Raw genomic sequence first — 14,913 nt, forward strand, 5'->3', positions numbered from 1 at the left:
ATTATTCATGTTAAAATATTCTGGTATTGAACCGGAAAAATCAACAAAAAATACAATACTATGCCACGTTCGGTTAAAAAAGGTCCTTATATTGATGCTAACCTGGAAGAAAAGGTTTTGGCGATAAATGAAGGTAAAAATAAGAAAGGTGTTATTAAAACATGGTCACGTCGTTCTACAATCAGTCCTGATTTTGTTGGTCACACGTTAGCAGTGCATAATGGAAATAAGTTTATTCCTGTTTATGTTACAGAATTTATGGTTGGTCATAAATTAGGTGAATTTGCACCGACAAGAAATTTTAGGGGTCACTCAAGTAAAAAAATGTAATAAAAAAGTTTAGAATTTATTGTTCGGATGAACAGAAAATAAAAACTTGAAACTAAATAAAAATGGAAGCAGTAGCTAAACTTAACAATTATCCAACTTCACCGCGTAAAATGCGTTTACTGGTTGATTTGATACGTGGAATGGAAGTAGAAAAGGCTTTAGGTGTTTTACAATTTAACACTAAACATCCAGCTGTTCCTTTATATAAGTTATTAAAAAGTGCTATCAATAACTGGGAGCAAAAAAATACAGATGTAAAGGTAGAAGATGCTAAACTGGTAGTAAAAACTGTAATGGTTGACGGCGGAAGAGTTATTAAGCGGATGCGCCCGGCACCACAGGGACGTGGATATAAAGTGCGCAAGCGCAGTAACCATGTAACTTTAATAGTAGATAGCAAAAGTTAATAAATTAATTAAAACGAATTAACCAACAATATGGGTCAGAAAACAAATCCGATTGGTATCAGACTAGGAATCATCCGTGGATGGGACAGTAATTGGTACGCACATAAAAAAGATTTTGGTAACAAGTTAATTGAAGATCATAAGATCAGAACTTACCTGAATGCCCGTATCAACAAAGGTGGTATATCCAAGATAGTTATTGAGCGTACACTTAACAAACTGATCGTTACCATACATACGTCCAAGCCTGGTATCATCATTGGTAAAGGTGGTGGTGAGGTTGACAGGATCAAAGAAGAATTGAAGAAATTGACAGGTAAAGAGGATGTACAGATAAACATATTGGAAATTCGCCGTCCTGAACTGGATGCACAAATTGTAGCTGATACAATCGCCCGCCAGTTAGAAGGAAGGATAAATTTTAAGCGTGCTGTTAAAATGGCAATTGCATCTGCATTGAGAATGGGGGCTGAAGGAATTAAGGTAAGGTGCGGTGGTCGTTTGGGTGGTGCTGAAATTGCCCGTAGTGAAGAAATTAAACAAGGCAGGACACCATTACATACACTGCGCATGGACATTGATTACGCAAGCGTATTTGCTCAGACTGTTTACGGAAAGATTGGTATTAAAGTGTGGATTTGCAAAGGGGAAGTTTTGGCGAAAAGAGATCTGAATCCTAATATTTTAGCGGGTGGTGGTAAAGAAGGTGATTCTAGAGGTGGTTTTGAAAACCGTGGTGGTTTTGATGACAGAAGAGGCGGTGGTGACAGAGATAGAAGAGGCGGCGGACAAGGTGGAGACAGAAGAGGTGGCGGTGGCCAGGGACAAGGTGGTGGAAACCGCACCGGTGGACAACAGGGTGGAAGAAGATAAAAACCAATGTGCTGGTTAGCTGATATGCTAATTAAGACAGTGTTAAAAATAGTAAAAGTGTTGAGTTTGTTAGCAGCAAATAAGCACATTATCGAATTAGCAAATTGAATTAAAATGTTACAACCAAAAAGAGCAAAACATAGAAAGGCGCAGAAAGGTCGGATCAGGGAAACTGCTAAAAGAGGCACTACCATCGCTTTCGGATCGTTTGCTTTAAAAGCACTGGAACCAATTTGGTTAACTAACAGGCAAATTGAAAGTGCCCGTCAGGCCTTAACCCGTCACATGAAAAGGGAAGGAAATGTTTGGATTAGAATTTTTCCGGATAAACCAATTACTAAAAAGCCAGCCGAGGTAAGGATGGGTAAAGGTAAAGGTAACCCTGAATATTGGGCTGCAGTAGTTGAACCCGGACGTATTTTGTTTGAAGCAGACGGTGTTCCATTACAGGTAGCAAAAGAAGCCTTTGAACTGGCAGCACAAAAATTACCCATTGCAGTAAAATTTGTTGTTCGCAGGGATTACGCAGCTGAAGTAATTAGCAAATAAGAAAATGCGAAAATGTGTAAATGCAATTGCGTACTGCAGTTTTTAAATTTTTGAATTTTCAAATTTCCAAATTAGAATATAATGTCAAATAAAGCAGATTTTTTAACGAGCATTAAGGGATTAGGTCTGGAAGACTTAAAAGCCAAGATCGCTGAAGACGAATTACGTTTGAAGAAAGTATCTTTTGCTCACAGTATTTCTCCATTAGAGAATCCGGTTAGTATGCGTTTATTGCGCAGGGATTTAGCCCGTTTAAAAACAGCATTAAGAAAGATAGAACTCGGTTTAAATTAAACCATAAATTTTGCAACCAATGAGCGCAGTAGTAACAACGATAGAAAGAAACTTACGTAAAATAAGGGTTGGAGTTGTTTCCAGCAACAAAATGGATAAATCCATTGTGGTTAAGGTAGAAAGAAAAGTAAAGCATCCGCTTTATGGTAAGTTTGTAAAAAAATCTACCAAATTTCATGCACACGACGAAAAGAATGAATGCAGTATCGGTGATACTGTACGGATTATGGAAACGCGTCCTATCAGCAAAACGAAACGCTGGAGACTGGTTGAAATAGTTGAAAAAGTAAAATAGTATTATACGCTGTCACGCAATTGGTGACATCTTTTTATAAAATGTTTTTAATTGCTTATCCTCTAAAACAGGGCAAGTATAAAGTAAATTAAAATGATTCAGCAAGAAAGCAGATTGAACGTAGCCGATAACAGTGGTGCCAAACAGGTTTTGTGTATACGTGTTTTGGGCAACTCGGGACAAGACTACGCTAAAATAGGTGATAAAATAGTTGTTACCGTAAAGGATGCAACTCCAAACGGTGGTATAAAAAAAGGTACGGTGAGCAAGGCTGTGATAGTAAGAACTGTAAATAAATTGCGTCGCAAGGATGGTTCTTACATTCGCTTTGATGATAACGCAGTCGTATTGCTGAACAATGCAGATGAACCAAGAGGTACCCGTATTTTTGGGCCGGTGGCTCGTGAATTAAGAGATAAGGGATACATGAAAATTATATCGCTAGCGCCGGAAGTATTGTAACATAAATTAGCTGATGTGCTGATTAGATAGTTAGCTTTTAGTATCAGTTTACATAAACGTATAGAATAAAACAAGCCTTAATTTGAATAGATTAGCACATTATCAAATTAACAAATTAAATTAACATGAGTACAAGATTTAAACCCAAGTTTAGCATTAAAAAAGGCGATAGCGTTGTAGTTATTACCGGTGAAGACAAGGACCTGAAAAAGCCACGTAAAGTGTTGGAAGTTATTTTAGAAAAAGGTCGTGTTTTAGTTGAAGGTGTAAACATCGTTACTAAACATACTAAACCCACTTCACAAAATACCAAGGGTGGTATTGTAAAAATCGAAGCACCAATCAACATTAGTAATGTAATGTTGTGGGATGCTAAAACAGGTGGCCCTACAAAAGTTAAACGTACCAGGGAAAACGGTAAATTAATCAGAATATCTAAAAAATCAGGGGAGGCTATAAAATAATGAGCACAACAACTTACACTCCAAGATTAGCAGATAAGTACACTAAAGAAGTTGTACCTGCTTTAATGAAAAAATTTGGTTATAAAACCATCATGCAGGCCCCAAAGCTTTCCAAGATTTGTTTAAATCGTGGAGTGAATGGAGCTGTTGCAGATAAGAAATTAGTAGATATTGCTGTTGAAGAGTTATCAACTATAACTGGTCAAAAAGCAGTTGCTACTATGAGTAAGAAAGATATCTCTAATTTTAAGTTGCGTAAAGCTATGCCGATTGGTGCAAGGGTTACACTTCGTGGAGTTAAGATGTTTGAATTTCTCGACAGGTTTGTATCTGTTTCTTTACCTCGTGTACGTGATTTCAAAGGTATCAATGATAAATCATTTGATGGCCGCGGTAATTATACTTTGGGTATTACAGAGCAAATTATTTTTCCTGAAATTGATATCGATAAGGTAAATAAAATTACCGGAATGGATATTACTTTCGTTACAACAGCATCTACAAATGAAGAAGCATTTGAACTGTTGAAAGAATTAGGTATGCCTTTTAAAAATGTAAAAAAATAATTAAACAATAACAGAACATGGCAAAAAAATCAATTGAAGCCAGGCAAAGAAAGCGTGAAGTAATGAGCGCAAAATTTGCTGAAAAAAGAGCAACATTAAAAGCTGCCGGCGATTATAAAGCTTTGGATCTTTTACCAAAGAACGCATCTCCTGTACGTTTAAGAAATCGGTGCCAGTTAACAGGACGCCCAAGAGGATATATGAGGCATTTTGCCCTTTCAAGGAATATGTTTCGCGATATGGCATTGGCTGGAAAAATACCTGGTGTTACCAAGGCAAGCTGGTAATCTAAAGTAAAAAGTATAAAGATATTAGTTGGGATAAGGACCATTGTTATAAGTTAACAGCGGAAAAGTAACAACTAGCCTGGATATCGCATTGAAATAATTTATTTAAATAACTAATTGAAATAACAATGGTAACTGATCCGATAGCAGATTTTCTTACAAGAATTCGTAACGCCCAAATGGCCAATCATCGTATTGTTGAGATTCCTGCGTCTAACCTAAAAAAACGCATGACAGAAATTTTGTACGATAAGGGATACATTTTAAAGTACAAATTTGAAGATGATAATAAGCAAGGTGTAATTAAAATAGCCTTAAAATATGATGCAGCTACCAAATTACCGGTAATTCAAAGTTTGGAAAGAGTATCACGTCCGGGATTGCGCACTTATGCAAAACCAGATGAATTTAAAAGAGTAAAGAATGGTTTAGGTATTGCAATCGTTTCTACTTCAAAAGGAGTAATGACAGATAAAGAAGCAAAGGCGCAGAATGTAGGCGGCGAAGTTTTATGCAATATTTACTAATAGCGAATGAGATGATTAGCGATTGGCTAATTTATAAATAATTTTAAAGGTTTGACAATTAAGCCTAAGTCGTGGCTGAACACAAACTGACCTGATAACAATAAAATTAAAACCGACTATGTCTAGAATAGGAAAAAAGCCAGTTGAGTTCCCTGCAGGGGTTACTATTACAATTGGTGCCGATAATGTGGTTACTGTTAAAGGTCCAAAAGGAGAATTAAAGCAGGTAGTTGACAGAGATATCAAAATGGAAGTGAAAGATGGTTCTCTGGAATTGGTTCGTCCAACTGACCAGATACGTCATAAAGCAATGCATGGTTTATACCGTTCATTGGTAAATAATATGGTGAAGGGAGTTACGGATGGATATGTAAAGCAACTTGAATTAGTAGGTGTAGGTTTTAAAGCTGCAAGTACAGGAAATATTTTAGATCTTGCTTTGGGTTATTCTCATAATATTATTTTTGAAATACCTAAAGAATTAAAGGTGGTTACTTCGCAGGAAAAAGGACAAAATCCAATCATTACTTTGGAAGGTGTGGACAAACAATTGATAGGTCAGGTATGTGCTAAAATACGCGGATTACGCAAGCCGGAACCATACAAAGGAAAGGGTGTTAAATTTAAAGGAGAAGTATTGAGGAGAAAAGCTGGTAAATCCGCTGGTAAATAATTAATATTAAAATTTGAGAATGTGCCAGGTGGAAAATGGCTCAAACCCGAAAGGGAGTTTCAAATTACAGTACAAATTTTAAATAAAATGCTCCGGCAGTATCGGGGAGAAAAATAAAAGATCATGAATAATAAATCAAGTGCAAGGGAAAAGATTAAGTTTCGCATCCGTAAAAAAATAAATGGTGTTGCTGTAAGACCAAGGTTAAGTGTTTTCAGAAGCAATGCTGATATTTATGCACAGCTAATTAATGATGAAAATGGTTCAACCATTGCGTCGGTTTCATCACTGGACAAGGACATTAAAGCACAAAAGCTTAATAAAACAGAAAAGAGCAAACTAGTTGGTAATGCTATCGCCAGGAAAGCTACTGAACTGGGTCTTACTACAGTAGTTTTTGATCGTGGTGGATATATTTACCATGGCCGTGTAAAAGCAGTTGCGGAAGGTGCAAGAGAAGGTGGTTTACAATTTTAATTATAAATTTTCTAATAAGAACTATACATGTTAAAAGCAAACGATAACAGAGTAAAAGCCGGTGATCTTGAGTTGAAAGAAAAAGTTGTTTCTATCAACCGGGTGGTAAAAACTACCAAAGGCGGCCGTGCCTTTAGTTTTTCTGCATTAGTGGTGGTGGGCAATGGGGCAGGTGTTGTAGGTCAAGGTTTAGGTAAAGCAAAAGAAGTACAGGAAGCTATCACAAAAGGGATTGAAGATGCAAAAAAGAATTTGATAAAAGTTCCGGTTATGCATGGTACAATACCACACGAACAACTGAGCAAAGAAGGCGCTGCAAAGGTTTTTATCAAGCCTGCCGCACATGGTACCGGTGTAATCGCCGGAGGTAGCATGCGTGCTGTTTTGGAAGCGGCTGGTATTACAGACGTGTTGGCAAAGAGTCTTGGTTCTGCAAACCCAACTAACGTAGTAAAAGCAACTGTTAAAGCTTTGGCTACTTTACGTGAGCCCATTGCTGTAGCAAAAATAAGAGGTATTTCTTTAAAGAAAGTTTTTAACGGATAATGAAGTTAAAAGTAATAAATTGTAAGTGCTAAGCTAGATTTTATACTTATAATTTGTAACCGAAAACTCACAACTTAATATAATGAAAAAGATAAAAGTAACACAGGTAAAAAGCGTAATAGACAGACCGGAACGCCAGAAAAGAACAATGGTAGCGTTGGGTTTAAGAAAAATGAATGCTTCTGTAGAAGTAGAAGCTACTCCACAGATTTTAGGTATGGTTCGTAAAGTGAATCATCTTATTAAAGTGGTTGAAATAGCATAGAATGTTCAAATTGGCTAATTGCTCAATGTTGGGTATTTTCTGATTAGTAAGTCGTCAAATTTTTAAATTAATTGCGAGGGGTGATACCCCGTAAGTACAAAATCAAAATTAACATGGAATTACATTCATTAAGACCCGCTAAAGGAGCAACACATAAAGCAAAACGCATAGGTCGTGGAGAAGCAAGTGGTAAAGGTGGTACTTCTACTAAAGGTAATAAAGGTGGACAAAGCCGTGCTGGTTATAAAAGTAAAATGGGTTTTGAAGGCGGTCAGATGCCCATTCAACGCCGTGTTCCAAAACGTGGTTTCAAAAACATCAATCGTATTGAATATAAAGTAATCAATTTAGGACAGATTGATCATTACGCAGAAAAGTACAGTATTACAGAATTTACGCCTCAAAATTTATACATCAATGGTTTAATAAGCCAAAATGATAATATTAAAATTTTAGGTGTAGGCGAAATAAAAGGAAAGTTTTCTTTTAAAGTAAATGCAATTAGCGAAAAAGCTAAAGTTGCTATTGAAGCCGCCGGTGGAACTGTTGAAATAGTTAAATAATTTAACGATATTTACAGACACTCTGCTTGCCGAAACGTGCAGGAATTGAAAGCGTATTTTTAGTTGTACGAAAACATTTAAACCGATTTAATTCTGTGAAGAAATCAATTCAAACATTGAAAAATATCTGGAGCATTGAAGAGCTTCGGAATAAGATAATGTTCACCCTGTTTCTGATATTTATTTATCGTCTGGGTTCGTTTATTGTCTTGCCTGGTATTGATCCTAACAAATTAGCTAATTTAAGTAACAGCACTAAAAATGGTATGTTAGGGTTGCTGGATGCATTTGTGGGAGGAGCGTTTTCGAAGGCTTCCATTTTTGCATTGGGTATTATGCCTTACATTTCGGCTTCCATTTTTATGCAGTTAATCACCATCCTGGTGCCGCAGATGGCCAAAGTGCAAAAGGAAGGAGAGAGCGGCAGAAAGAAAATAAATCAATGGACTCGTTACCTGACTGTTATCGTTACTGCTTTTCAGGCAGCAGCTTATATAGGTTATCTTAAAAGTGCCGGCAATGCGGAAGCGTTGTTACCGTCCTATGCCAGTTATTTTGTAGTTTCTACTGTTATACTTTTAACTACTGGTACTTTATTTGTAATGTGGTTGGGTGAAAAAATTACCGATAAAGGTTTGGGAAATGGTACTTCAATCATTATTATGATGGGTATCTTAGCCAGGTTGCCGCAGGCATTTATTCAAGAGTGGACATCAAGGGCAACCAGAGGTGGTGGTGGCTTATTAATATTTTTAATTGAGATAGCATTTTTAGTAGCTATCATTATGGGATTGATATTGTTGATCCAGGGTACCAGGAAAGTACCGGTGAACTATGCAAAGCAAATTGTAGGGAACAGACAGTTTGGAGGTGCTAGAAATTTTCTTCCTTTAAAGGTAAATGCTTCGGGTGTTATGCCGATTATTTTTGCACAGGCTATCTTATTTTTACCAACTATTTTTTCCGGATTTACCGGTGGAGGCTGGGCTAAATATTTTACTGATCATACCAACTGGGTGTATATGATCGTATACTCAATTTGTGTAATTGCATTTACTTTTCTTTATACTGCATTGATCTTTAATCCGAAGCAAATGGCAGAAGATTTAAAACGCAATAACGGATTTATACCGGGTGTAAAACCAGGTCAGCCAACTGCAGATTATATCGGGACCATCATGGATAGAATTACATTACCAGGTGCCGTGTTATTGGCTTTTGTGGGTATTTTACCAGGTCTGTTTCAATTGGTGTTTAAAACTCAGCAGGCATTTGCAACTTTTTACGGAGGTACCTCGTTACTGATTATGGTAGCGGTAATCCTGGATACTTTGCAGCAGGTAGAAACCCAGTTATTAATGCGCCAGTACGATGGCTTAATGAGCTCGGGACGTATCCAGGGAAGGCAGGCTTCAGCTGTGAGTGGCATTTAATACACACAAACCCATCCCGGTTTAAATGGGAGTAAACATAATTATAATTTTAAACCCTGACGCTCATTGTCGGGGTTTATTTTTTAAACAATATTTTTTATGATTCATTATAAAACAAAATCAGAAATTGAACTGATGCGGATTAGCAGTTTATTGGTTAGTAAAACGCTTGCTACAATTGCTGCAATTATTCGTCCGGGAATTTCTACCTGGGAGATTGACCAGGTAGCAGAACAATTTATCAGGGACAATGGTGCTACACCTTCTTTTAAAGGCTATGGCAGTCCGGCATTTCCCTTTGCCTGCTGCATGTCGGTGAATGATGCAGTGGTGCATGGGTTTCCAACAAAAACTGCCTTAAAAGAAGGCGATATTGTTTCTGTAGATGTAGGGACTTTTATCAATGGGTTTCATGGGGATAGTGCATATACTTTTGCAATAGGTGAAATTCCGCAGGAAGTAAAGCAATTGTTAAGGGTAACAAAAGAATCTTTATACAAAGGCATTGAAAAAGCTACGCAGGGAAACAGGATAGGAGACATTGCCTACGCAATACAACATTATACCGAGCGGGAACATAACTATGGTGTAGTAAGGGATTTGGTAGGCCATGGCTTGGGTCGCCATTTACATGAAGAACCTCAGGTGCCTAACTATGGTAAAAGAGGTACCGGAGCAAAATTAAAAGAGGGTATGGTGATAGCAATTGAGCCCATGATCAACATGGGAACAAAAAATGTATACCACGATAAGGACGGGTGGACCATTCGTACCGAAGACGGTAAACCTGCTGCACATTATGAACACAACGTTTCTATTCAAAAAGGCGCAAAGGCTGATATTTTATCTTCGTTTACAGAAATTGAAGCTGCTGAAAAAGCAAATATTAATTTGTGTTCAGACTATTCAACCGTTCTTATATCGTCTATGCCTGTTTAACAATTTTTTGTCCAGACTAAAAGGCAATGGTGATCATTGTTGCATCGCCCTCTTGTACCGCATTCCTTTTATGGTCTTTTATCGAAGCGGGTTTAATATATCTTGCAGATTATTTTCGGCTAAGTTATTTTTGTCTCTTATAATATTAGAAATATTTTTCTCAAAAATTAATTGATAAAATAGCGGTTTTATTCAAACTATATCTTCATGAAAAAAAAGCGGTTAATAGTAATTGGCGGCGGAGCAGCAGGTTTCTTTTGTGCAGTTAATGCGGCAAGGATGAACCCATTGCTGGAAGTAATGATTGTAGAAAAAACCAGTAAGCTGTTAACCAAAGTAAAAGTGAGTGGAGGTGGTCGTTGCAATGTTACACATGCCTGTTACAGTATTACTGAAATGATTAAAAAGTATCCGCGGGGAGGCAGTTTTTTAAAGAAAGCATTTCAGCATTTTTTTACAACTGATACCATTAGCTGGTTTAAAGAAAGAGGAGTTGAATTAAAAACAGAAGCAGACGGAAGGATGTTTCCCGCAAGTAATTCTTCACAAACTATCATTGATTGTTTAATGCAGGAAGTAAATAAATATGGTGTTGACATATCGATGAACAAAGAAGTAAAATCAATTAACAAAACCAGCGATTACTGGCAACTGCAGTTTGCGAATGAAAGCATTTTGGAGGCTGATTTTATTTGTATTGCCAGCGGTGGATATCCTAAATCAACACAGTTTGAGTGGTTAAAAAATACCGGACATACTATCGAAGCACCGGTTCCCTCATTATTTACTTTTAATATGCCCGGTAATGCTATTACGGCATTGATGGGGGTTACAGTAGAAAATGTAACCGTTAAAATAGCGGGTACCAAATTAACTGAACAAGGCTCTTTGTTAATCACTCATTGGGGAATGAGCGGGCCTGCAATTTTAAAATTATCTGCCTGGGGTGCCAGGCAATTGGCCAATGATAATTATAAATGTACTGCCATCATCAATTGGGTTTCGTTATACAATGAACAAACATTAAAAGATAAATTTCAGCAGGTTCGTTTTGAGATAGCCGCACAAAAAATAAGCAATCGTAATCCCTTTGCATTGCCACAAAGGTTATGGCAGTATTTATTACAACAATCCGGTATTAATGAAGAGATTCGCTGGGCTGATTTGCCGGCAAAAGAACAAAATAAACTAATTAAAAATTTATGTGCGCAGGAATTTTTTGTGAACGGAAAAACAACTTTTAAAGAAGAATTTGTAACAGCCGGAGGTGTTGCATTAAGTGAAATTGATTATAACACAATGGAAAGCAAAATTGCACGCAATCTTTTTTTCTGCGGAGAAGTAACCAACACGGATGGAGTAACAGGAGGATTTAATTTTCAAAACGCATGGACAACAGGTTACCTTGCAGCAAAGGCAACCGCAGATAAAGCTACCCAATAATTGAAAATAATCCAGCGCTAAAAAACTTATCACTCATCACTCATCACTCATCACTCATCACTTTCTTATCCATCCAGTCTTTTTCTTTGGCATCGCCACTGGCCAATATGAGTGCTGTAAAAAATAAGATCACAATCTGGGCTATCCAGCCGTACTGAGAGTTTTCGTCAAATGTTAGCAGGAAGGTTTTTTGCACGCCAAATAATTTAAGCGTGGCCAATACCATTGTGGCGGCACAAAGCAAACTGCCAATGATAAGAAAAGCCTTTGCAATTATTGCAGCCGTTTTACTTTTGGATAAAGGGATTTTTTTATGAAGGTAATAGTAACCAAAAAAGAAAATGATATAGGGTATGACAATAATAACGAAATTAAAAAAACGATCAAATCCGGGGATGTAAAACAGGGTAACCGAAAATAATTTAAGCATGTAAAAAATTACAATGATCAATCCTAAAAAACCAATGAACCCACCCAAAAGCAAAGCCATCAATTTAAAATATTTATTAAAATTATTCATGGTTTAAAGGTAGTTAGTTTTTTAGTAAACGGCTCTTTGCACCCTGTAAAACTATTGAAAGATAAATATTTCTATACCCGCTTTAATAAAAGTTCAACAGAACGATACTGTACAAGAGTGCGACGCAACCATGATGCCCATTGCTTCTTAGCCCGGACAATATTTTTTGTATGCACTTTAACCGTGGATAAAAACCATCGTTGAAAATGCAGTAACAAAAAAATCCCACTGCTTTCGCAATGGGATCTGATCATAAAAATTTATACAGCTTACTCAGATTTTGGCGCTTCATCAACGGCGGATGCATCTGCAGCAGCACTGTCCATTTTAGCTTTTAATCCGGCCAATACTCCCAGGTCGCCTAAGGTTGATTTTTCTACTTTGCTTTGTAGATTTTTAACAGCCTTTTTGGTTACTTCAGCATCTGCTTTCTTTTCTTTAAATTCAGCTTGCTTCACTTCTTCAATAGCCTGCTCCCAAAGACGGGTATGGCTAAGAACGATGCGTTTGTCGTTGCGGTCAAATTCAATTACCATAAACTGTGCAATTTCATCTGCACCAATGGTTTTACCATCTTCTTTTGCAAGGTGACGGCTCGGCGCAAAGCCTTCCAGTCCATAAGGTAATTGTACAACAGCACCTTTGTCATCTTTTTTGCTAACAGTTCCTTCGTGTACAGTTCCAACAGCAAAAGTTTCTTCCAGTGAATTCCATGGATCTTCTTCAATTTGCTTATGTCCTAACTGTAATTTGCGGCCATCTTTATCAATGTTCATAATGATCACTTCTATTGATTCGCCCACTTTTGTATATTCATTAGGGTTGTTGAAACGTTTTAACCAGCTCAAATCGCTGATGTGAATCATTCCGCCAATACCCGTTGCCAGTTCAATAAATACGCCGTAAGGAGTAATGTTTTTAACAACACCTGTATGTTTGCTTCCTTCAGGGAATTTAACATCAATTTCGCTCCACGGATCGTTGGCCATTTGTTTAATAGATAAGCTCATCTTACGGGTGTCTTTATCTAAGGTTACAATTTTAGCTTCGTAGGTGTCATTCAGTTTAAAGAACTCTTTAGCATTGATCGGCGTATTAGCCCATGTAATTTCGCTTACATGTACCAAACCTTCAACACCCGGCATAATTTCAAGAAAAGCACCGTAGTCTTCAATATTTACTACTTTACCTTTCACTACTTCACCTTCTTTAATGGATTCGCTCAGGGTATCCCAAGGGTGTGGAGTTAATTGTTTTAAACCAAGGCTGATACGTTTTTTATCATCATCAAAATCTAATACTACTACGTTCAGTTTTTGATCCATCTTCAACACTTCTGTTGGATGGTTGATACGACCCCATGAAATATCTGTGATATACAACAAGCCATCTAAGCCGCCCAAATCAAGAAACGCACCAAAGTCGGTGATGTTTTTGATGGTACCTTCCAATACTTGTCCTTTTTCGAGTTTGCCAATAATTTCAGCACGTTGTGCTTCGATATCACTTTCAATAAGAGCTTTATGAGATACAACGGCATTCTTAATGGTTTCGTTGATTTTAACCACTTTAAATTCCATTGTTTTGCCAACAAACTGATCGTAATCTGTAACTGGCTTAACGTCTATCTGGCTACCTGGTAAGAATGTTTCCATACCAAATACATCCACAATAAGACCGCCTTTTGTTTTGCTGGTAACAATACCGGTAACTATTTCGCCGGTTTTGTGTAACTCTACAATTCTTTCCCAGGCTCTGCTGGTACGGGCTTGTTTGCGGCTAAGATTCAGATTACCGTCCCTGTCTTCTTTTTCCACCACCATTACTTCAATAATGTCGCCTACTTTTAATCCACCCACTACATCTCTGAATTCGTTCAAAGAAATTAAGCCATCACTTTTAAAACCGATGTTTACAACAGCATCTGTTTTAGTAATTGCCTCAATGGTAGCCTGGATCATCTCGCCGTCGTTAATCTGCTTAAATGTGTTGTCGTACACAACATCATACTTTGCCTTCTCTTCTTTGTTGTAGCTGGAAACGTTGCGTTTGTCCACACTCCAGTCAAAATCATCATGAGCAGTCACGATTCTTTCTTCAACAGGTGCTTTAACAGCAACTGGTTCAGTAGTTACCGGAGCCTCAGCCTCAGCAACTTCCACAGGCACATTTGTTACCGCAGCAGTTTCAGCACCTTCATTGGTAGCTGCTCCTTCCTGTGCATCTGCGTTTAGTTGTTTAATATTGTTAAATGACATAATAGTATCCCCGGTTTTTTAACGGGAGGGCAAAGGTAAGAAAATGAAGGCAAACAAAACGCTGAAATAGCAGGTTTTTCAGGGGTTTCAGAAGATTTTTCTCTATAAAATTTCTATTTTTTTTAGTTTTTAGTAACAAGCGGTATCTTTTCATGGCATCTACGTTGCCACGCCCGGTTCAACCACATACCGTTTGGCAACTTTTATTATAGCGTAGATTGAAATCTGCACATGAATTTTATCCTCGGTTTCCGTTGTTACAACAAATTTTTTTTACAGAAGCTTTAAATGGACTCCGAAGCATCTCCTGAAATAATTAGTTTGGTAAATCAATGCCTGGCAAGATTATCTTTACTTACAAATGCAGGATAAAAAGGTAATAGAACGAGTAAATGACCAGGTTAAAGATTGTCTGCGTTCTCCATTTCAGGGAATCGGTAACAAGAATCTTTAAAAAGTAATCAGGAAGGTTGCGGGAGCAAACGAATAACAGATGAACACCGGCTGATGTATAAAGTAAAAGAAGAACGGTACCATATGCTGCAGTGAAGCCATCATTGCGATTAAAGTTGCCAGGGTTTAATCAGGATATTATTAAAATTTGTGAGACTATAAAGTAGATTGTGTAAACATAATTTTAGAGTCTGCATCTATTTTGAAAGATAGTTAAATATTGGTGAAGAATAATTCCCCAGTTTTGAATAATACTTGTCCAGCTTTTTTCAATATTTTGGATTGATAA

Annotated in this window: 23 protein-coding genes; 21 read left to right on the forward strand and 2 right to left on the reverse strand. The window is 37.3% G+C overall.

The window, feature by feature from the left end; all coding sequences use genetic code 11:
• Positions 1 to 60 precede the first annotated feature (60 nt).
• From rpsS to H7254_RS20015, 19 genes are all read left to right on the forward strand, one after another.
• Positions 61 to 330: a 30S ribosomal protein S19 gene (gene rpsS, locus H7254_RS19925; RefSeq protein WP_301924146.1), complete on the forward strand. Its 270-nt coding sequence runs from the start codon at positions 61 to 63 to the stop codon at positions 328 to 330.
• A gap of 62 nt (positions 331 to 392) precedes the next feature.
• Positions 393 to 737: a 50S ribosomal protein L22 gene (rplV, locus tag H7254_RS19930; RefSeq protein ID WP_290339488.1), complete on the forward strand. Its 345-nt coding sequence runs from the start codon at positions 393 to 395 to the stop codon at positions 735 to 737.
• A gap of 30 nt (positions 738 to 767) precedes the next feature.
• On the forward strand, positions 768 to 1,610 hold the full coding sequence (rpsC, locus tag H7254_RS19935) for a 30S ribosomal protein S3 (protein ID WP_367875464.1): 843 nt from the start codon (positions 768 to 770) through the stop codon (positions 1,608 to 1,610).
• A gap of 114 nt (positions 1,611 to 1,724) precedes the next feature.
• Complete coding sequence (gene rplP, locus H7254_RS19940; RefSeq protein WP_301934649.1) at positions 1,725 to 2,159, forward strand: 50S ribosomal protein L16; 435 nt, start codon at positions 1,725 to 1,727, stop codon at positions 2,157 to 2,159.
• Positions 2,160 to 2,240: 81 nt separating this feature from the next.
• Entirely contained in the window at positions 2,241 to 2,453 is a 213-nt protein-coding gene (gene rpmC, locus H7254_RS19945; RefSeq protein WP_301934650.1) for a 50S ribosomal protein L29, read from the forward strand.
• 19 nt (positions 2,454 to 2,472) lie between these two features.
• The gene (gene rpsQ / locus H7254_RS19950; protein WP_301934651.1) at positions 2,473 to 2,748 is read left to right on the forward strand and encodes a 30S ribosomal protein S17; all 276 of its coding nucleotides are present in this window, start codon (positions 2,473 to 2,475) and stop codon (positions 2,746 to 2,748) included.
• A gap of 93 nt (positions 2,749 to 2,841) precedes the next feature.
• Positions 2,842 to 3,210, forward strand: coding sequence for a 50S ribosomal protein L14 (gene rplN, locus H7254_RS19955; RefSeq protein WP_301934652.1), 369 nt, complete (start codon positions 2,842 to 2,844; stop codon positions 3,208 to 3,210).
• Positions 3,211 to 3,335: 125 nt separating this feature from the next.
• Entirely contained in the window at positions 3,336 to 3,674 is a 339-nt protein-coding gene (gene rplX / locus H7254_RS19960) for a 50S ribosomal protein L24 (protein ID WP_301934653.1), read from the forward strand.
• Positions 3,674 to 4,240: a 50S ribosomal protein L5 gene (gene rplE / locus H7254_RS19965; RefSeq protein ID WP_301934654.1), complete on the forward strand. Its 567-nt coding sequence runs from the start codon at positions 3,674 to 3,676 to the stop codon at positions 4,238 to 4,240. The genes rplX and rplE overlap by 1 nt, the downstream gene beginning before the upstream one ends.
• A gap of 17 nt (positions 4,241 to 4,257) precedes the next feature.
• A complete protein-coding gene (rpsN, locus tag H7254_RS19970) occupies positions 4,258 to 4,527 on the forward strand; it encodes a 30S ribosomal protein S14 (protein ID WP_301934655.1) in 270 nt (89 codons plus the stop codon).
• A gap of 128 nt (positions 4,528 to 4,655) precedes the next feature.
• Positions 4,656 to 5,054 carry a 30S ribosomal protein S8 gene (rpsH, locus tag H7254_RS19975; protein WP_301922006.1) on the forward strand — a complete coding sequence of 133 codons (399 nt, stop codon included), beginning with the start codon at positions 4,656 to 4,658 and terminating at the stop codon, positions 5,052 to 5,054.
• Between the two features lie 118 nt (positions 5,055 to 5,172).
• Entirely contained in the window at positions 5,173 to 5,727 is a 555-nt protein-coding gene (gene rplF / locus H7254_RS19980) for a 50S ribosomal protein L6 (protein WP_301934656.1), read from the forward strand.
• Between the two features lie 123 nt (positions 5,728 to 5,850).
• A complete protein-coding gene (gene rplR / locus H7254_RS19985; protein WP_301934657.1) occupies positions 5,851 to 6,204 on the forward strand; it encodes a 50S ribosomal protein L18 in 354 nt (117 codons plus the stop codon).
• A gap of 27 nt (positions 6,205 to 6,231) precedes the next feature.
• Positions 6,232 to 6,750, forward strand: coding sequence for a 30S ribosomal protein S5 (rpsE, locus tag H7254_RS19990; protein WP_301922330.1), 519 nt, complete (start codon positions 6,232 to 6,234; stop codon positions 6,748 to 6,750).
• Positions 6,751 to 6,832: 82 nt separating this feature from the next.
• Positions 6,833 to 7,015 (forward strand): 50S ribosomal protein L30, encoded by a 183-nt coding sequence (gene rpmD, locus H7254_RS19995; RefSeq protein WP_301922317.1) that lies wholly within the window; start codon positions 6,833 to 6,835, stop codon positions 7,013 to 7,015.
• Between the two features lie 113 nt (positions 7,016 to 7,128).
• Positions 7,129 to 7,578, forward strand: coding sequence for a 50S ribosomal protein L15 (gene rplO / locus H7254_RS20000; RefSeq protein ID WP_301934658.1), 450 nt, complete (start codon positions 7,129 to 7,131; stop codon positions 7,576 to 7,578).
• Positions 7,579 to 7,673: 95 nt separating this feature from the next.
• On the forward strand, positions 7,674 to 9,011 hold the full coding sequence (gene secY, locus H7254_RS20005; RefSeq protein WP_301934659.1) for a preprotein translocase subunit SecY: 1,338 nt from the start codon (positions 7,674 to 7,676) through the stop codon (positions 9,009 to 9,011).
• 99 nt (positions 9,012 to 9,110) lie between these two features.
• Positions 9,111 to 9,950, forward strand: coding sequence for a type I methionyl aminopeptidase (gene map / locus H7254_RS20010; protein WP_301934660.1), 840 nt, complete (start codon positions 9,111 to 9,113; stop codon positions 9,948 to 9,950).
• A 207-nt stretch (positions 9,951 to 10,157) separates the two neighbouring features.
• Positions 10,158 to 11,393 carry an NAD(P)/FAD-dependent oxidoreductase gene (locus H7254_RS20015; RefSeq protein WP_301934661.1) on the forward strand — a complete coding sequence of 412 codons (1,236 nt, stop codon included), beginning with the start codon at positions 10,158 to 10,160 and terminating at the stop codon, positions 11,391 to 11,393.
• A gap of 43 nt (positions 11,394 to 11,436) precedes the next feature.
• Here H7254_RS20015 and H7254_RS20020 read toward each other — a convergent pair whose 3' ends face one another.
• Together H7254_RS20020 and rpsA are read right to left on the reverse strand one after the other, a co-directional pair.
• Positions 11,437 to 11,913 (reverse strand): hypothetical protein, encoded by a 477-nt coding sequence (locus tag H7254_RS20020; RefSeq protein WP_301934662.1) that lies wholly within the window; start codon positions 11,911 to 11,913, stop codon positions 11,437 to 11,439.
• A 269-nt stretch (positions 11,914 to 12,182) separates the two neighbouring features.
• Positions 12,183 to 14,171: a 30S ribosomal protein S1 gene (gene rpsA, locus H7254_RS20025; RefSeq protein WP_301934663.1), complete on the reverse strand. Its 1,989-nt coding sequence runs from the start codon at positions 14,169 to 14,171 to the stop codon at positions 12,183 to 12,185.
• 361 nt (positions 14,172 to 14,532) lie between these two features.
• Between rpsA and H7254_RS21580 the strand changes: the two genes are divergently transcribed.
• Both H7254_RS21580 and H7254_RS21585 read left to right on the forward strand, forming a co-directional pair.
• Positions 14,533 to 14,625, forward strand: a complete 93-nt coding sequence (locus tag H7254_RS21580; protein WP_367875465.1) for a hypothetical protein — start codon at positions 14,533 to 14,535, stop codon at positions 14,623 to 14,625.
• A gap of 32 nt (positions 14,626 to 14,657) precedes the next feature.
• Complete coding sequence (locus H7254_RS21585; protein ID WP_367875466.1) at positions 14,658 to 14,720, forward strand: hypothetical protein; 63 nt, start codon at positions 14,658 to 14,660, stop codon at positions 14,718 to 14,720.
• The last annotated feature ends 193 nt before the right edge of the window (positions 14,721 to 14,913 follow it).

Origin of the sequence: Ferruginibacter sp., from assembly GCF_014377975.1 — a bacterium.
GTDB lineage: Bacteria > Bacteroidota > Bacteroidia > Chitinophagales > Chitinophagaceae > Ferruginibacter.